At 68.0% G+C, this 14,450-nt stretch carries 15 protein-coding genes; 8 read left to right on the top strand and 7 right to left on the bottom strand.

The annotated features are described in order from the left end of the window. Together ON38_RS25080 and ON38_RS25075 are read right to left on the bottom strand one after the other, a co-directional pair. Positions 1 to 1,190, bottom strand: a 1,190-nt coding sequence (locus ON38_RS25080) for an HpcH/HpaI aldolase/citrate lyase family protein (RefSeq protein ID WP_051165148.1), incomplete at its 3' end; no start/stop codon positions are given. Positions 1,191 to 1,202: 12 nt separating this feature from the next. Next, positions 1,203 to 2,420, bottom strand: coding sequence for a hypothetical protein (locus ON38_RS25075; protein WP_039827451.1), 1,218 nt, complete (start codon positions 2,418 to 2,420; stop codon positions 1,203 to 1,205). 282 nt (positions 2,421 to 2,702) lie between these two features. On the opposite strand from ON38_RS25075, the gene ON38_RS25070 reads away from it, so the two are divergent. Together ON38_RS25070 and ON38_RS25065 are read left to right on the top strand one after the other, a co-directional pair. Further along, complete coding sequence (locus ON38_RS25070) at positions 2,703 to 3,278, top strand: TerD family protein (RefSeq protein WP_039827458.1); 576 nt, start codon at positions 2,703 to 2,705, stop codon at positions 3,276 to 3,278. Positions 3,279 to 3,479: 201 nt separating this feature from the next. Beyond that, positions 3,480 to 4,592, top strand: coding sequence for a DUF475 domain-containing protein (locus ON38_RS25065; RefSeq protein ID WP_039827449.1), 1,113 nt, complete (start codon positions 3,480 to 3,482; stop codon positions 4,590 to 4,592). A 126-nt stretch (positions 4,593 to 4,718) separates the two neighbouring features. Here ON38_RS25065 and ON38_RS25060 read toward each other — a convergent pair whose 3' ends face one another. Then, on the bottom strand, positions 4,719 to 5,441 hold the full coding sequence (locus ON38_RS25060) for a hypothetical protein (RefSeq protein ID WP_039827448.1): 723 nt from the start codon (positions 5,439 to 5,441) through the stop codon (positions 4,719 to 4,721). 315 nt (positions 5,442 to 5,756) lie between these two features. Between ON38_RS25060 and ON38_RS25055 the strand changes: the two genes are divergently transcribed. Beyond that, complete coding sequence (locus ON38_RS25055) at positions 5,757 to 6,314, top strand: sugar O-acetyltransferase (protein ID WP_039827446.1); 558 nt, start codon at positions 5,757 to 5,759, stop codon at positions 6,312 to 6,314. 93 nt (positions 6,315 to 6,407) lie between these two features. Here ON38_RS25055 and ON38_RS34315 read toward each other — a convergent pair whose 3' ends face one another. The 4 genes from ON38_RS34315 to ON38_RS25035 all read right to left on the bottom strand — a co-directional run bounded on the left by ON38_RS34315 (position 6,408) and on the right by ON38_RS25035 (position 10,016). Continuing rightward, positions 6,408 to 7,391, bottom strand: a complete 984-nt coding sequence (locus ON38_RS34315; protein ID WP_051165147.1) for a helix-turn-helix domain-containing protein — start codon at positions 7,389 to 7,391, stop codon at positions 6,408 to 6,410. A 98-nt stretch (positions 7,392 to 7,489) separates the two neighbouring features. Continuing rightward, the gene (locus ON38_RS25045; RefSeq protein WP_039827445.1) at positions 7,490 to 8,695 is read right to left on the bottom strand and encodes a cytochrome P450 family protein; all 1,206 of its coding nucleotides are present in this window, start codon (positions 8,693 to 8,695) and stop codon (positions 7,490 to 7,492) included. A gap of 258 nt (positions 8,696 to 8,953) precedes the next feature. Beyond that, complete coding sequence (locus ON38_RS25040) at positions 8,954 to 9,277, bottom strand: branched-chain amino acid transporter permease (RefSeq protein ID WP_039827444.1); 324 nt, start codon at positions 9,275 to 9,277, stop codon at positions 8,954 to 8,956. Continuing rightward, positions 9,270 to 10,016, bottom strand: a complete 747-nt coding sequence (locus ON38_RS25035; protein WP_083873070.1) for an AzlC family ABC transporter permease — start codon at positions 10,014 to 10,016, stop codon at positions 9,270 to 9,272. Before ON38_RS25035 ends, ON38_RS25040 begins: the two co-directional genes overlap by 8 nt. A gap of 73 nt (positions 10,017 to 10,089) precedes the next feature. Here ON38_RS25035 and ON38_RS25030 point away from each other — a divergent pair, with 73 nt between their 5' ends. From ON38_RS25030 to ON38_RS25010, 5 genes are all read left to right on the top strand, one after another. Further along, positions 10,090 to 10,536: an Lrp/AsnC family transcriptional regulator gene (locus tag ON38_RS25030; RefSeq protein WP_039827443.1), complete on the top strand. Its 447-nt coding sequence runs from the start codon at positions 10,090 to 10,092 to the stop codon at positions 10,534 to 10,536. Positions 10,537 to 10,757: 221 nt separating this feature from the next. Beyond that, positions 10,758 to 10,964 (top strand): heavy-metal-associated domain-containing protein, encoded by a 207-nt coding sequence (locus tag ON38_RS25025; protein WP_039827442.1) that lies wholly within the window; start codon positions 10,758 to 10,760, stop codon positions 10,962 to 10,964. Positions 10,965 to 11,391: 427 nt separating this feature from the next. Further along, positions 11,392 to 11,781 (top strand): putative copper homeostasis (lipo)protein LpqS, encoded by a 390-nt coding sequence (gene lpqS / locus ON38_RS25020; RefSeq protein ID WP_039827441.1) that lies wholly within the window; start codon positions 11,392 to 11,394, stop codon positions 11,779 to 11,781. A 101-nt stretch (positions 11,782 to 11,882) separates the two neighbouring features. After that, positions 11,883 to 13,010 (top strand): PLP-dependent cysteine synthase family protein, encoded by a 1,128-nt coding sequence (locus tag ON38_RS25015; RefSeq protein ID WP_039827440.1) that lies wholly within the window; start codon positions 11,883 to 11,885, stop codon positions 13,008 to 13,010. Continuing rightward, the gene (locus ON38_RS25010) at positions 13,007 to 14,386 is read left to right on the top strand and encodes an MFS transporter (RefSeq protein WP_245564189.1); all 1,380 of its coding nucleotides are present in this window, start codon (positions 13,007 to 13,009) and stop codon (positions 14,384 to 14,386) included. The genes ON38_RS25015 and ON38_RS25010 overlap by 4 nt, the downstream gene beginning before the upstream one ends. Positions 14,387 to 14,450 lie beyond the last annotated feature (64 nt).

Genomic DNA, 14,450 nt, shown 5'->3' with positions numbered 1-14,450 from the left:
AACAGATCCACGAAGGACACCCCTTTCCTCGCCACCCCGAAGACCCGGGCCCGGGTCAGGGTGGTGCGCGCCCAATTGCGGTGGGGCCGCATCTCGTTCATCTTGTTGCGATAGCCGGACGCGGCGACCCCGCCGACCTCGACCTGCAGAATGTCCAGGGCGTCGGAGTATTCCTCGTGCGTGACCACCGACAGCGCGTGCACGGCCGCCACATGCGAGGGATGGATGACGGTTTTGCCCTGGATACCGTTGGCGCGGTCCAGCGTGATCTCGCGCAGCAGACCATCCAGGTCCCGGCTCACCAGATAGCTGCGGAAGGGCACCGCGTCGGATTCCTCGAACGGCGCGGTACGCAGCAGCGGCCGGAACATCCGCTCGTGATCGGCGAAGTATTCCCAGACCGGCCCGGTGATCAGGAAACCCGAATCGTCGGCGCGGCCCAGGTAATTGACGATATCGGCGATCACGTCCGCGATGACCCGCACGTCGTAGATGGTCAGGTCACGGTCGCGGCGGATACCGAAGGTCGCGCACATATCGGTGGCGCCGACCCGTACGGCCAGGATCCGTTCTCGCACCTCGGCCAGGCAGGCCGCGATCTGGGTGAGCTCGGAATCCCTGGTCTGCCGGTGCACCAGTGCCGCGGATTCCAGGACCGGCATCCCGTAGAGGGGCCGTTCGGTCCGCGCGGCGGCGGCCGTCAGCGCGGCGAGGTACTTCGGCGCCGAGGAGCTGTCGAACTTGGGGAACACGAAACCCGTCAATACCTGTATCCCCGCGCCCAGCCGGTCGAGCAGTTCGGGCACGGTGTCGGCGTCGCGCACGCGAACGAACAACATCGGGTTCGGGTCCGGGCGGGCGGCGAGTTCGTCGAGCGTGCGTACGGTCTGCTGTTTCGCGAACTCCACCTCGTGGTCGGCGACGGCGTCCTCGAGATCGATCACCATCGAGCACACTCCGCGATCGGCCCGGCGCACGATGGTCGCCGTCAGATCGGCCCGGGTGGCCGGCACGTACAGGGTGGCGCCCAGCGCCATCGCCAATATCTCCCGGTCGGCACAGTCGTCGAACGGCTCCGGTTGGCGGTGGAACAGCGCTCTGGCGTCCGGCCCCTGCAAATACCTGAAATGTCGGCGCGGTACCTGCTTGTACAGGGAAATTTCCTGCCGGACGGCCGTGCCTGCGGTCATCGAGCCCCCGTCTCATCCTCGTCGTTGTCCCGGTGGTGGTTGTTTCCGCATTCGCTCGACAACCCCGGCAATGAATTCGGTGATGGTGTCGAGTTCGTTTACATACGCCCAATAGTCGGGGTGCCGCCCGGTGAGGGATGCGGCTACCCGGTCGAGGCGCTCGACCTGAGCGTCCAGTACCGAACCCCATTCGGCGACCAGTCCCCGTGACACAGCCAGCATCTGGGCGTCCCGGAGGCGGAACCGTACGGCTTCGGCGCGTCGGCGCGGATCTTCGCGGACCGCCCGCAACTCGGCCAGCCGTTTGGTCACGGCGTCGACCAGTTGTTCGGCGTCGGCGAGGTGGCCGCGCGCGGTGGTGGTCAGTTCAAGGGCCTGCTCCGGGGTGTTCTCGGCCGCGGCGGCTCGGGCCCCGGCCAGGGCCCGAGCCGCGGCGGCGATATGACGCTCGCTGGTTCGCTCATTGTCTGCCAGATCCGCCGAACTCGCAGCATTGAACTCCCGCAGCAGCGCCGAATGCGCGGGCCCGATCCGCTCGGCCCGGGTGCGGACCGCCGCGAGCCGGGTGGTGACCGAGGAGATGGCATTGCGCGCGGCCGGGGCCCGAGATGGGGCCTGGGCCAACGATTCCGACAAATCGGCCGTAACGGAAGCCAGCCGGTTCGCCGCCGTCCGCGCCCGGCCGCGATCATCGGAAGGTATCGCGGTCAGTGTGACCATTGCCTCATCCACCGCCGCGGCGCCGTCACGCACCGAGGGATACTCCGCGTACTCCGATTCGGCCGCCTGCCTGCGCACCCGTGCCGCCTCGGCGGTGACCCGCCCGACCAGTTCCGGGACCGCCCGCCGTACCGCCACCGCTTCCTCGAGCGCGGCCCGGTCGCCGTGGTAGAAGCGGTCGACCCGCTGTGCCGCCGAGCCCAGCTGCCGGACCACCGCGTCCAGCCGCTGCTGCCGGTCCGGCCGGCGCGTCCCTGCCGGTTCGTCCTGGTCCAGCTCGCCGGTGAACTGCAGATATGCCGCCGCGGCGGTGTAGCAGTCCTCGCGCACCGCGGCCCAGCGGCGACCGAGCCCCCGTTCCGGGAACATCTCCTCGGCGGCCACGGTGGCCGCTTCCGCGGCCGACTGCCGGCGGTCCATATCCAGGAACGCCGTCGTCAGCGCCGACCGTGCCTGTTCGAACCACGGATCCTCCCCCGACCGGAACCATCCACGCCTGCGGCCTGCCACAGACCCGATGGTATGAGATTCCACCACCCGCGCGCCGCCACACCGCGGCGGGCCCGGCTCCCCCGCGTACCCGGGGGCATACCGCGACGACGACGGAGCGGGGCGGGCGGGCACTCCGAAAGCCTTCGATCCCAAACCATCCGGGCGCGCCGCCCGCGCGCGGCGGTGACCGGCTTGCCCGAGTTTGTACGCAAGTTCACCGAAACCCACTACTGTCGTATTCCGTACCCGGCGGTTACCGACATGCTGGGAATCACAGACGACTACGAAAGGGAATCCCGCATGGGTGTCAGTTTGTCCAAGGGCGGCAACGTCTCGCTGAGCAAGGCGGCTCCGGGCCTCACTGCGGTCGCCGTCGGCCTGGGCTGGGATGTACGCACCACCACGGGCACCGATTTCGATCTGGACGCCAGCGCGATCGCCACCGGAGCCGACAAGAAGGTCGTCTCCGACCAGCACTTCGTGTTCTTCAACAACCTCAAGTCCCCCGACGGCGCCATCGAGCACGTCGGTGACAACACCACCGGCGAGGGCGAAGGCGACGACGAGGTCATCAATGTCGACCTCGCCAACACCCCGGCGAATATCGAGAGCATCTTCTTCCCCGTCTCGATCTACGAAGCGGACAGCCGTTCGCAGTCGTTCGGTCAGGTGCGCAACGCCTACATCCGCGTCGTGAACCGGGCCAGCGGCGAGGAGCTCGCCCGCTACGACCTGTCCGAGGACGCCTCCACCGAGACCGCCATGGTCTTCGGTGAGCTGTACCGCAACGGGGCCGAGTGGAAGTTCCGCGCCATCGGCCAGGGTTACGCGTCCGGCCTGGCCGGTATCGCGCGTGACTACGGTGTGAACGTCTGACGATCCACACCTCCGGGTAGCGTGAGGGGGTCCGGTGACGGGCCCCCTCGTTCTCTGCCCGCAGCGGCGCCAGGGGACAAATTGGACAAATAGGCGGTCGACGGCAACGCTGGTGACTGGTCGTCGATGCCGCCGATCAGGTTTCTCGTACAGGCCGGGATACCGACCGCAGTCCGGCCACCGCACACGAAAGGTCCCAGCGTGGTCCTGCGCATATTCGGTTTATCCTTAGTCGTCACGGTGCTGTCGCTGGGGGTGGCGTTCCTCTACGGCGGCCCCACCGCCCTGGCACTCTGCCTCATCCTCGGCATCCTCGAGGTGTCGCTGTCGTTCGACAATGCCGTGATCAACGCCACCATCTTGGAAAAGATGAGTGAGTTCTGGCAGAAGATCTTCCTCACCATCGGCATCCTGATCGCCGTCTTCGGTATGCGGCTGATCTTCCCGCTGGCCATCGTCTGGATCACCGCGGGCCTCAACCCGGTCCAGGCCTTCGACCTCGCGTTGAACCCGCCCCCCGGCGACGCCGCCTACTTCCCGGACGGCAGCCCCAGCTACGAGACCCTGCTCACCGACGCACACCCGCAGATCGCGGCATTCGGCGGCATGTTCCTGGCGATGCTGTTCCTGAACTTCATCCTCGAAGACCGCGAACTCACCTGGCTGTCCTGGCTGGAACGCCCACTGGCCAAGGCCGGCAAGCTGGACATGATGTCGGTGGTCGTGGCCGGGATCGGCCTGGTGCTGGCCGCGGAGTTCCTCGCCCACGACGACGACCGCTCCACCGTGCTGCTGGCCGGTCTGCTCGGCATGATCATCTACATCGCCGTCGACGGTCTGGGTTCGATGTTCCATGCCGAGGAACGCGCCGAGGAAGCCGCCGGCGGCCCGTCCGAGCTGGCCAAGGCCACCGGTAAGGCCGGGTTCTTCCTGTTCCTCTACCTCGAGGTGCTGGACGCCTCGTTCTCCTTCGACGGTGTGATCGGCGCGTTCGCCATCACCGCCGACCCGATCATCATCGCCCTGGGCCTCGGTCTCATCGGTGCCATGTTCGTCCGGTCCATCACGGTCTACCTGGTCCGCAAGGGCACGCTGGCCGAATACGTGTACCTCGAACACGGCGCCCACTGGGCTATCGGCGCACTGGCGTTCATCCTGCTGATCACGGTCGGCGATATCCACGTCCACGAGCTCGTCACCGGTCTCATCGGTATCGCCTTCATCGGTGCCGCGGTGCTGTCCAGCATCCGCCGCAACCGCAAGGAAGACGATTCGAAACCCACCGCCGCATCGGAACCGGCACCGGTGGGCTGACCCGACACGTCCCCCGTACAACAGTGGGAGCCGACCCGGGGGTCGGCTCCCACTGTCGTTTCACCCCGCGGGCACAGCATCCGACTACGCACCCCACCGGCCGGACGGACCCGGCCGCCCCGGTCGTCAAGTTCCCGTGGTCCCCGCCTCGTGGCGCGCGGCGTCGTACTGCTCGAAGTACGCCCGGCCCACCGCGAACATGCCGCGCTGCGGTAACCGGAAGTCACCGAGCGCCGTCTGTTCGGCCAACGGCCCGGGCGGCCCGATATCGACGCCGTCGATCCGGGCCACGGTCCGCTCGACCGTCCACAGCATCCGCGGCTCGAGCCGGAACCATTGCCCGTTCGGGGTGGTGCCGCGCAACCGCACCTGCCCGGCGCCGAGCGCCGGACCCGCCACCCGCGACATGAGCGACAGCACCGTGGAGTTCCGCCACAGCGCCGCGGGCAGCACGCCGCCCAGCGTCGTCATCGCCGTCGTCGCCGGCGACCGCCCCAGTTCAATATCCCATACCAGCGTGCCGGGCACCCGCACCGTCAACGCGAAGGGGCCCGTCCAGGTCACCGCGATATCCGTGACCCGCGCGTCCACCAGCGCGGCGCCGTAGTACCGCACACAACTGGCCTCCGGCGCGACACTGCTGTAGATGACCCATTCCCGATCCGGGTTCCGGAGCCAGACCGATTCGTATCCGGGCCCCACCGAGCTGGCGGCGAAATGCCGGAACGCCAGGTAGTGGCCGTCGGCGAACGGCTGACCCATCACCCCGTACCCGGCGAACCGCTCCGCGTCCGCCCCTGCGGGCAGTGCCGGCTCGGTTCCGGCGATCGTTCGCGGACTGTCGACCATTGCCGTCCTCCTCGACGAGCGGACGCTACACCCCCTATTTTACGTACGTGAGCTGGGAAAACACCTCTCGGCATCGAATCGTCGCCTTGTGTGCGCCGCTCCGGTGCTGCCCCGTGGGACCGTGCGGCGCGGCGCACGGTCACAGCGCCCGGCACCTGTCACAGCTCCGGGCGCGGTCACGGCCCCGCGCCGGCGCAGCGACGAGAGCCCGGACGATCAGCCGCACCGCCCTTCCGCTGCCCGGCACCGCCGAACGGTCGGCACCGGACCGCCGGATCGCCCCACGCCCCGCACCGATCCGGCAGTATCAAGTCCATGGCGACCGACAAGGAACGTATGCTGCGCGGCGAGCTCTATCGCGGTAACGACCCGGAACTCGTCGCGGAACGCCGCGCCTGCCACACGCTGACCGCCCGCTACAACGACACCGCCCCCGATGCCGAGACCGAACGGCAGGAGATTCTCGGCAAGCTGCTGGGCGCGTGCGGCACCGGCACGGTGATCATGCCGCCGTTCCGCTGCGACTACGGCTATCCGACCAGAATCGGCAGCAACACCTTCATCAACTACGACATCGTGATCCTCGACTGCGCCCCCGTCACCATCGGCGACGATGTGGCGATCGGCCCCCGTGCCCAGCTCCTCACCCCGCTGCACCCCATGGAGGACCACGAACTCCGGCGGGCCGGCCAGGAATCCGCCGCGCCCATCACCATCGGTGACAACGTCTGGCTGGGCGGCGGCGTCATCGTCTGCGCCGGAGTCACCATCGGCGAGAACACGGTGATCGGCGCGGGCAGCGTGGTCACCCGCGATATCCCGCCCCGCGTCTTCGCCGCCGGCAACCCCTGCCGCGTCATCCGGGATCTCTGATCCCGGAGCACCCTCCGCGGCGCCACTGTTGCCGGAAGGCGCAGGCGGCCGCCCGCTGCGGTTCGCTTCGGATCGCTACGGTCTCCTCCCGGCTCACGATGAGAGTCCGGGACCGACGGCTCGTTCCGGAATGACGATCTCCGGAGGTCGCGGTGCCACAGCGAGCAGGTCGGCGCGGCGGCGCTGCCGGAAATCGCGGGGGGTTTCCCCGTAATGGGATTTGAACGCCGTCGAGAACCCGGTGCTGGTGAACCCGCACCGTGCCGCGATCTCCGCTATGGACTCCGGCCCCGGACGCGCGAGCAGATCACGCGCCATGCGCAACGCCTCACCGCGCCGCAGCTCCCGATAGGTGATGCCGGTCCGGTGTAGTACGGCGCGCAGCTGACGGGGCGACCAGCCCAGCGCACGAGCGACCGCGGGCAGCCGTACATCCCCGGACCCGATGTTCTCTCGGACGAATGCCCTGATGGCGTCGACGGTTTCGGTCAGGTGGGTGTGCTTTGGCCCGAGGTCACCGACGAGCATCAGGCACAGCAGTTCGGTGACCCGGTCACAGACGGCGTCGAATTCCGGTGTCGTCAGATCCGACTGCGCGGCAAGGGTGGCGACGAGCATGCTCTGCACGATCCGGCCGAGACCCGTCGACATATCGAGCGCCGTCCGCACTTCGGGAGCGGGGAGCCGGCGCTCCAGTCGCGTACGGGGCAGGAGCAGCGCGTAGGCCGTCGAACCGGGCAACAGCACCCGGCAGGCCCGGTCCAGGTCGAGAAGGAATCCGCGGTGGGCCGCCACCCTGGTGAGCCGGTCCTGCTGCTGGATGAGCCATTCGCCACGTCTGGGCAACACCATCCAGCAGTAGTCGCTCGGACCGTGCCGGATATGCGAACGGTTGCGATACATCAGGTGGTCGCCGCCCTGCTCGGAGCGCAGCAGGGTGTAACTCGGAGACTCCTGAACCGCGATCCGAGCCCACCAGTCGGCCGGATCACGGTAGCGGTGGTCGGCCTTCAGGAAATGGTCGGTCACCTCGGTCCACTCGTCCGCGTTCGCGACGGTCAGCCGGTAATACCGCATAGCGCTGGCTCTGCCGGTCCGATACTCATTTCCGCCTATCCGCTCGGGGACGGTCCGTCAGAATTGTGACACCTTCCCCCTGCCGGCCTGTCGGTCGCTCAGTCGCGGGTTCCGAGTTGCACCGGCACGCTGAGCGGACCATTGGTCATGAACTGCGGCGCATAGGGGACCGCCTCTGGATCACACGCGAGGCGCATCCGCGGGAACCGGCCGAACAGGGTGGCCAGCGCGGTCCGGGACTCCAGCCGGGCCAGATGCGCACCGAGGCAGAAGTGCGGACCGCGGCCGAAGCCCAGCTGGTCGATGTCGTCGCGATCGATATCGAAGACATCGGCATTCGAGTACTTCCGCGGATCGCGTCCGACCCCCGCGTACCAGCCCACGATCGCCCCCTGGGGAATGTCCACACCGGCGATCCGAACATCCCGCAGGGCATACCGGTTGAACATGGCGCAGGCGGCGTTCCGGTAGCGCAATGCCTCCTCCACTACGTCTGCCCAGCGATCCCCGGCCCTGGCCGCCGCGAGCTGATCGGGAAATGTGTAGAGAGCCACGATCGCATTCCCGAGCAGGTGCATCGTGGTCTCGTGTCCGGCCACGATGATGATCCACAGCATTTCGACCAGTTCGGCATCGGCGATCCCATGATCGGGCTGGGCCCGCACCAGATCCGAGGTGAGGTCGTCACCCGGGTTGTCGTGCTTGTCCGCGACCAACCCGGTCAGGTAGCCGACCATTTCCTCCATGGCGGTCCGGGTCTGCTCACCGGTGCTGGTGTGTGCGATCAGCGTGGACGTCCAGCCCCGGAACTTTCCCCGGTCGGCGACCGGTACGCCGAACAGTTCGCAGATCACCGTGACGGGCAGCGGCATGGTGAAGTGCTCGACGAGATCGACTTCCGGCCGGTCGGCGAATTTGTCGATCAGGTCGTCGGTCAGCTGCCGGATACGCGGTTCGAGCCGGGCGACCCGGGCGGGAGTGAAGGCACGCGCGATGGCCCGGCGCATCCGCATATGATCGGCGCCGTCCTTGTTGAGCAGGTGATCGGCGTCGGTCAGGACCCGTAGCGGCCAGTCGGCCGGGACGGTGCCGTCCTGCATCGCGGGACAGTTCTTCGCGCTGTGACTGAACAGAGTGCCGTCACCGGCGAGTATCTCACCGACCGCCTGGTAGCTGACCGCCATCCAGGCCCGGACCCCACCCGGCAGTTCGTAGGGCACGATGGGCCCGGTCCGGATCATCCGGTCGAAGGTGTCGACAACTGGTTCTCCAGCGGTGGGCAACTGGATGAGTGACTCGGTCATGCAGGACTCCGTGCTGTGATCGGCCTCTGCACGCGCGCGGTCTACGCGTGCTCGAAAAGTGTGATCCGGGGGCAGGCAACTGATCGACTCGAACGGAGATCTCTGCCGCGCAGCGAAATTCGGCGGCGCGGGATCGAAAGATCCGGAGGTGAGGCGGGTCGGTCCGACGGATGACAAACGCACTTCGGCTGTGCGGAACGAGCACCGGCCGAGGTTCTCCGGCAGCCCCGGGCCCGGGCGCGCCCGCGCCGGACGATCTCAGCTGTGGGCGAGCAGAGTTGTCAGCGCCACGTGCAGGGCGGTGCCGGTCAGGACGCTGAGCGCGGCATTGCGGCGCCACAAGTGCAGTGCGAGGGTGACCACGAGGGCCGGCCCGGTGAGGACCAGTCGGGCGGCGGTCATATCGCGCAGGGTGTACGCCGCGAGAATCACCATGACACCGACGGGCATATGCCGGCTCAGATAGTCGACAGTGGTGCTGCTCCGTAGCGGGGCCAGCACGGCGAAGGGTAGCGCGCGCAGTGACCAGGTGATCGCGGTGCACACCGCGACGGCAGCGATCAGATAGCCGGTATCAGGCACGGGTGAGCTCCCTGCTGATGGCGAATCGGCGGATCAACAGCGCGGCCGTGAACAACCCGAGGGCGACGGGCAGCATCTGTCCCGGCAGCAGGAGCCCGGCGACCAATGCACACCCCAGCGCGGTGACCGGGACCGGGATATCGCGCTGGGCACGGTATCCGTCCACCGCGAGTACGACGAACAGCGCGGTCAAGGCGAAGTCGAGGCCGTCGAGCTGTACCGGGAGCAGTGCCGCGCCACCGGCGCCGATGGTGGCGCCGGCGACCCAGTAGCCCTGACACAGCACCTGCAGCCACAGAATGCGTCTACCGCTCCATGCCCGCGCCGAGGCCCCGGTGGTCAGCGCATAGGTCTCGTCGGTCAACGCGAAGGTCGCATAACCCTTGCCCCACCGGCCGCGCACCCGGTGCAGCGGAAAGGAGAGCGCGTAGAAAACGTGGCGGAAGTTGACCAGGAACGCGGTCAAGGCCACCTGGGCCAAGGGTATGGCGGCGGTGACGAGCCCGATGAGCAGGAATTCCAGCGACCCGGCATAGATGACGCCGGCGAACACCGGCGCCCACCACCAGGCCGGCCCGGAGTGCACGACCAGCATTCCCAGCGCCAGGCCGAGGGGGAACAGGGCCAGGCCCACCGAACCGGAGTCGGCCAGCGCCGCCCGCAGGTCCGACGGCGCCGGGCCGGAACCGGGTGGGGCGGGAACACGGGAAGCTGCGGTCTGCGCCGAACTGCTGCTCATATGGTTATTTTATGTAAGTGAGCACGTAATATGGTTTCCGAAGATACCTCGATTCGGCGATTACGAGACATGAATGCAGCTTGATTCGATCGATCGCAATATTTTGTTCCACCTCCGCCGGGACGGTCGCCTGACGAATGTCGAATTGGCCAAACGGGTGGGTCTGACACCGCCGCCGTGCCTCCGCCGGGTGAAGCGACTCGAGGAGGCCGGGATCATCAGCGGCTACCGGGCCCGGATCGATCCGGCCGCGACCGGGCGCGGATTCGAGGTCGTCGTGGCGGTGGAGATCAGCATCAACGATCTGCAGACGGTGGAAGAATTCGAGAAGGCCATCGCTTCCTACGACGAAGTCGTCGAATTCCATCGACTCTTCGGCCGCCCCGATTATTTCGTCCGGGTCGCGGTGGCCGACCGTGAAATCTTCGAAACCTTCCTGACCGGCAAACTCATGGGCCTGCGGGCGGTCGCCCGGGTGGATTCCCACCTGATCATGAAGAAGATCAAAACCGACGACTGAACCGGATCGCTGTCACCGGGCGGGCCGGCCTCACCGCCGAAGACCGACGCCGTCGACTGGTCCAGAGCCGCACCCACCGGCGCAGCCCGCCGCCCGGCGGGGAAGGCGTCACGCTTGCATACCCTACCGGGGTACTGTATTAATGGAATTGCTTCTCCCGCGGCCGGTGATCACGAAACCGGAGGCACCCGCGGGCCCTTACTCGATCGACAGGAACCGATATGAGCACCTCGATCATCACCGTCGCGGGAATGACCTGCGGCGGTTGCGCTTCCAAGGTCCGCGCCGAGATCGGCGCCCTCGACGGTGTCACCGGCGTCGAGGCCGATCCGGCCACCGGCCGTGTCACCGTCGAATCCGGTGGCACGGTCGACCCCGATGCCATCGGCAATGCTGTGGAGGCCGCCGGCTACCGAGTCGTCACCTGAAGTAGCGAGTCCTGAACGAAGCCGTGACCCGGGGCCCGGTCCTCCGCGCACCGCCGGTTCCTCCCCGCCGGTCGGTGCGCCGATAAGGCGTCCTCCACCCGTTCGTGTTTTCCAGGAGGGGTGCCGCCGGAGGCCCGGTCACAGGACGGCGAGGGAGGACCGCGACGGCGACCAGGTTGTGTCGCGACCGTTGCGGTGTTCCTTCGCCGATCCGGCGGCACGGCGAGAACAATGAAGACAAGGAGGTGGTGCGGGTGAACGGGATGGTCGCATATGCCGCTGTATCGCGCGGCCGCGCAGGCGGTGTCCGGCGCGGCGACGCCGGTGCGCCACCTGCGGTGAGCGGCGCGTTCTCCCGCGACCGCCTGCGGTACCCGGATCCGAATGGTCCGCGGTGAATACATCCTCCGGTCTACGACGTAGGTCGGTGGCGCTGCTTCTGATGGCGGTGCTGCTGGTCGTCCCGATCATGCACTGCACCGTGGACCGGGTCGACGAGCACGCTCACGGCTCTGACACGGTGGCCGCGCTGTCGGTCGGTAGCGCCCAGGCCGATCATGTGCAGGCTATGAGTGGTCCTGTCGGTCACGACGGTGATCAGCACATGATCTTCTGTGTCGAGAAGTCGTTGCTGCCCTCTGGCGGCGCGCTCGTGGTGCCGATGCTGTGGATGGTGCTGATCGGTGTGGTCGCCGTGGCCACGGTGACCGTGATGTTCACCGGCGGTGCCCAGGGGATCCGTGGTCCGCCGGGCACCGGTTCACCCGCGTTGAACGGGCGAGCCATTCTCACGAATTTCTGTATCTCCCGACGCTGACAGGTCAGCGCCAGGCCGTCGTATGCCGTCGGCCGGTGTTCGCTGCCTGCTCACCGTCTCAACCGCCCTGTACGGCGGTTCGGATACAGAAAGCGACGATCATGAACAACGTCGTGTCCGGTAACTCCGCTGCGTCGTCTGCGGCTGTGCTCACCCCGCCTGCTCCGGTGCGGGAGTCGAGTTCGCTGGTCGGCAATACCCCGGTTCTGTGGGTGGGGGCGCCGCCGGCGTCCCCCGGCCGCGGATTCTGGGCGAAATTGGAGGGGTTCAACCCAGGCGGGATCAAGGATCGCCCCGCCCTGCACATGGTCCGGCGCGCGAAACAGCGCGGCGACCTGGCACCAGGGGCCCGCATCATCGAATCCACCAGCGGCACGCTGGGGCTCGGACTGGCGCTGGCGGGGGCGGTGTTCCACCATCCCGTCACCGTGGTCACCGACCCGGGACTGGAACCGATCGTGGAACGCATGCTCGCCTCCTACGGCGCCCGCGTCGAGGTGGTGGCCGAGCCGCACCCCACCGGCGGCTGGCAACAGTCCCGCCGCGACCGGGTCACCGAACTCCTGGCCGCCGAGCCCGGCGCGTGGTGCCCCGACCAGTACAACAACCCCGACAATATCGACAGCTACGAATCCCTCGGCCTGGAGTTGACGCACCAACTGGGCGAAGTCGACGTGCTGGTGTGCGCCGTCGGCACCGGCGGTCACTCGGCCGGTGTGGCGCGGGTACTGCGCCGATCCAATCCCGACCTGAAGCTGATCGGCGTGGACACCATCGCCTCCACCATCTTCGGCCAGCCCGCCGGCCCGCGCGTCATGCGCGGCCTGGGCTCCAGCATCTTCCCCCGCAACGTCGACTACCCCGCGTTCCACGAAGTGCACTGGGTGGCACCGGCAGAAGCGGTCTGGGCCTGCCGCGCCCTGGCCGGTACCCATTACGCGACCGGCGGCTGGAGTGTGGGAGCCGTCGCGCTGGTCGCCGGCTGGGCCGCGCGGACCTTTCCGGACGGTACTCGGATCGCGGCAGTGTTCCCGGACGGTCCACAACGCTATTTCGACACCGTCTACAACGATGACTATTGCCGCGAGCACGGACTGCTCGACTCCGCCCCGCCGATCGAACCCCACGTGATCTCACACCCCCGCGAGCGGGTGGTGCACTCGTGGACGCGCTGCACCACCGTCATCGACCCGCACGTGCCCGACCCGGCAGGAGGTGGCCCACCGTGACCGTAGTGCGCGGCTTCCGCAGCTTCGATCCGGCCGCGCGGCTGCTGATGATCAACCAGTTCGGCATCAACCTCGGCTTCTACATGCTGATGCCGTATCTGGCCGGCTATCTCGCCGGACCCCTGGGACTGGCGGCGTGGGCGGTCGGGCTGGTCCTCGGGGTCCGCAATTTCTCCCAGCAGGGCATGTTCCTCATCGGTGGCACGCTCGCCGACCGGCTCGGCTACAAACCCCTGATCGTCGCGGGCTGTCTGCTGCGCACCGGTGGCTTCGCGCTGCTGATATTCGCGACCTCCCTGCCGTGGCTGTTCATCGCGTCCGCCGCCACCGGGTTCGCCGGGGCATTGTTCAACCCGGCCGTGCGTGCCTATCTGGCCGCCGACACCGGCGAACGCCGCGTCGAAGCGTTCGCGATGTTCAACATCTTCTACCAGGCCGGCATCCTGGCCGGACCGCTCGTGGGCCTGGCACTGATGCTGCTCGATTTCCGCCTCACCGCCGCGGCCGCAGCGGTCGTGTTCGCGGTCCTGACCGTGGCACAACTGTTCGCTCTCCCGGCCCGCCGCGACCAGTCGGCCGCGGCACCGACATCTGTGCTGCACGATTGGCGCACGGTCGCGGCCGACCGCCGCTTCCTGTGGTTCTCGCTGACGATGATCGGCTCCTATGTGCTGTCGTTCCAGGTGTATCTGGCCCTGCCGCTACAAGCCGAATACCTCGCCGGAGCTCACGCCCAGGTGTTGGTCTCGGCGCTGTTCGTGGTCTCCGGGGTCGTCGCCGTGGCCGGACAGCTACGGATCACGAAATGGTTGGAAGCACGCTGGGGAACCGGACGCAGTCTCGCGGTGGGTATGGCGATCCTGGCCGCGGCGTTCGTGCCGCTCCTGGCCGTGCCCGGGCCAGGGCGATTCGGCGTCACGGCCGCCGTCACCGCGCTGCTGCTGTCCGCGGCGGTGCTCGCGGTCGGCACCGCCGCGGTGTTCCCCTTCGAAATGGACACCGTCGTCTCGCTGGCGGGCGGGAGACCGGTCGCCACCCAGTACGGCTTCTACAACACGATCGTCGGCGTCGGCATCCTGGCCGGCAACCTCGCCACCGGCGCTGTCGTCGGCGCCGCCCGCGCAGCCGGCGCGGACTGGGCGGTATGGGCAGGACTCGGCCTGATCGGCACACTGTCGGCCTTCGCGCTACACCGACTCGACCGATCACCACCGTCGGAACAGGCCACTCGCGACGCACCGGACATCCACCCCACCACCGCCGAAGCCCGCCTGTCCGGCCGGAAAGCCACACAGCCGGATGTGGCAGCCACCCACCGGCCGGCCTCCGGCGTCGACCATCGGGAAGGCGAGCCGGGGAGGACCACGCGGCGCTGACCCTCGCACCGCCGCGCGAGGACCGACCCTTTCGTCGGCGCCCGGTGGTGACCCGCATCGCGGG

The organism is Nocardia testacea NBRC 100365 (assembly GCF_000308775.1).
GTDB classification, from domain to species: domain Bacteria; phylum Actinomycetota; class Actinomycetes; order Mycobacteriales; family Mycobacteriaceae; genus Nocardia; species Nocardia testacea.
Note: the sequence above shows the minus strand (reverse complement) of the source record. Positions and strands in the feature narration are given on the sequence as shown.

Coding starts and splice junctions, on each gene's coding strand:
- ON38_RS25070 (WP_039827458.1), top strand. CDS start 2,703: ATGGGTGTCAGTTTGTCCAAGGGCGGCAACGTCTCGCTGAGCAAGGCG.
- ON38_RS25060 (WP_039827448.1), bottom strand. CDS start 5,441: ATGGTCGACAGTCCGCGAACGATCGCCGGAACCGAGCCGGCACTGCCC.
- ON38_RS25055 (WP_039827446.1), top strand. CDS start 5,757: ATGGCGACCGACAAGGAACGTATGCTGCGCGGCGAGCTCTATCGCGGT.
- ON38_RS34315 (WP_051165147.1), bottom strand. CDS start 7,391: ATGCGGTATTACCGGCTGACCGTCGCGAACGCGGACGAGTGGACCGAG.
- ON38_RS25045 (WP_039827445.1), bottom strand. CDS start 8,695: ATGACCGAGTCACTCATCCAGTTGCCCACCGCTGGAGAACCAGTTGTC.
- ON38_RS25035 (WP_083873070.1), bottom strand. CDS start 10,016: ATGAGCAGCAGTTCGGCGCAGACCGCAGCTTCCCGTGTTCCCGCCCCA.
- ON38_RS25030 (WP_039827443.1), top strand. CDS start 10,090: ATGCAGCTTGATTCGATCGATCGCAATATTTTGTTCCACCTCCGCCGG.
- ON38_RS25025 (WP_039827442.1), top strand. CDS start 10,758: ATGAGCACCTCGATCATCACCGTCGCGGGAATGACCTGCGGCGGTTGC.
- ON38_RS25015 (WP_039827440.1), top strand. CDS start 11,883: ATGAACAACGTCGTGTCCGGTAACTCCGCTGCGTCGTCTGCGGCTGTG.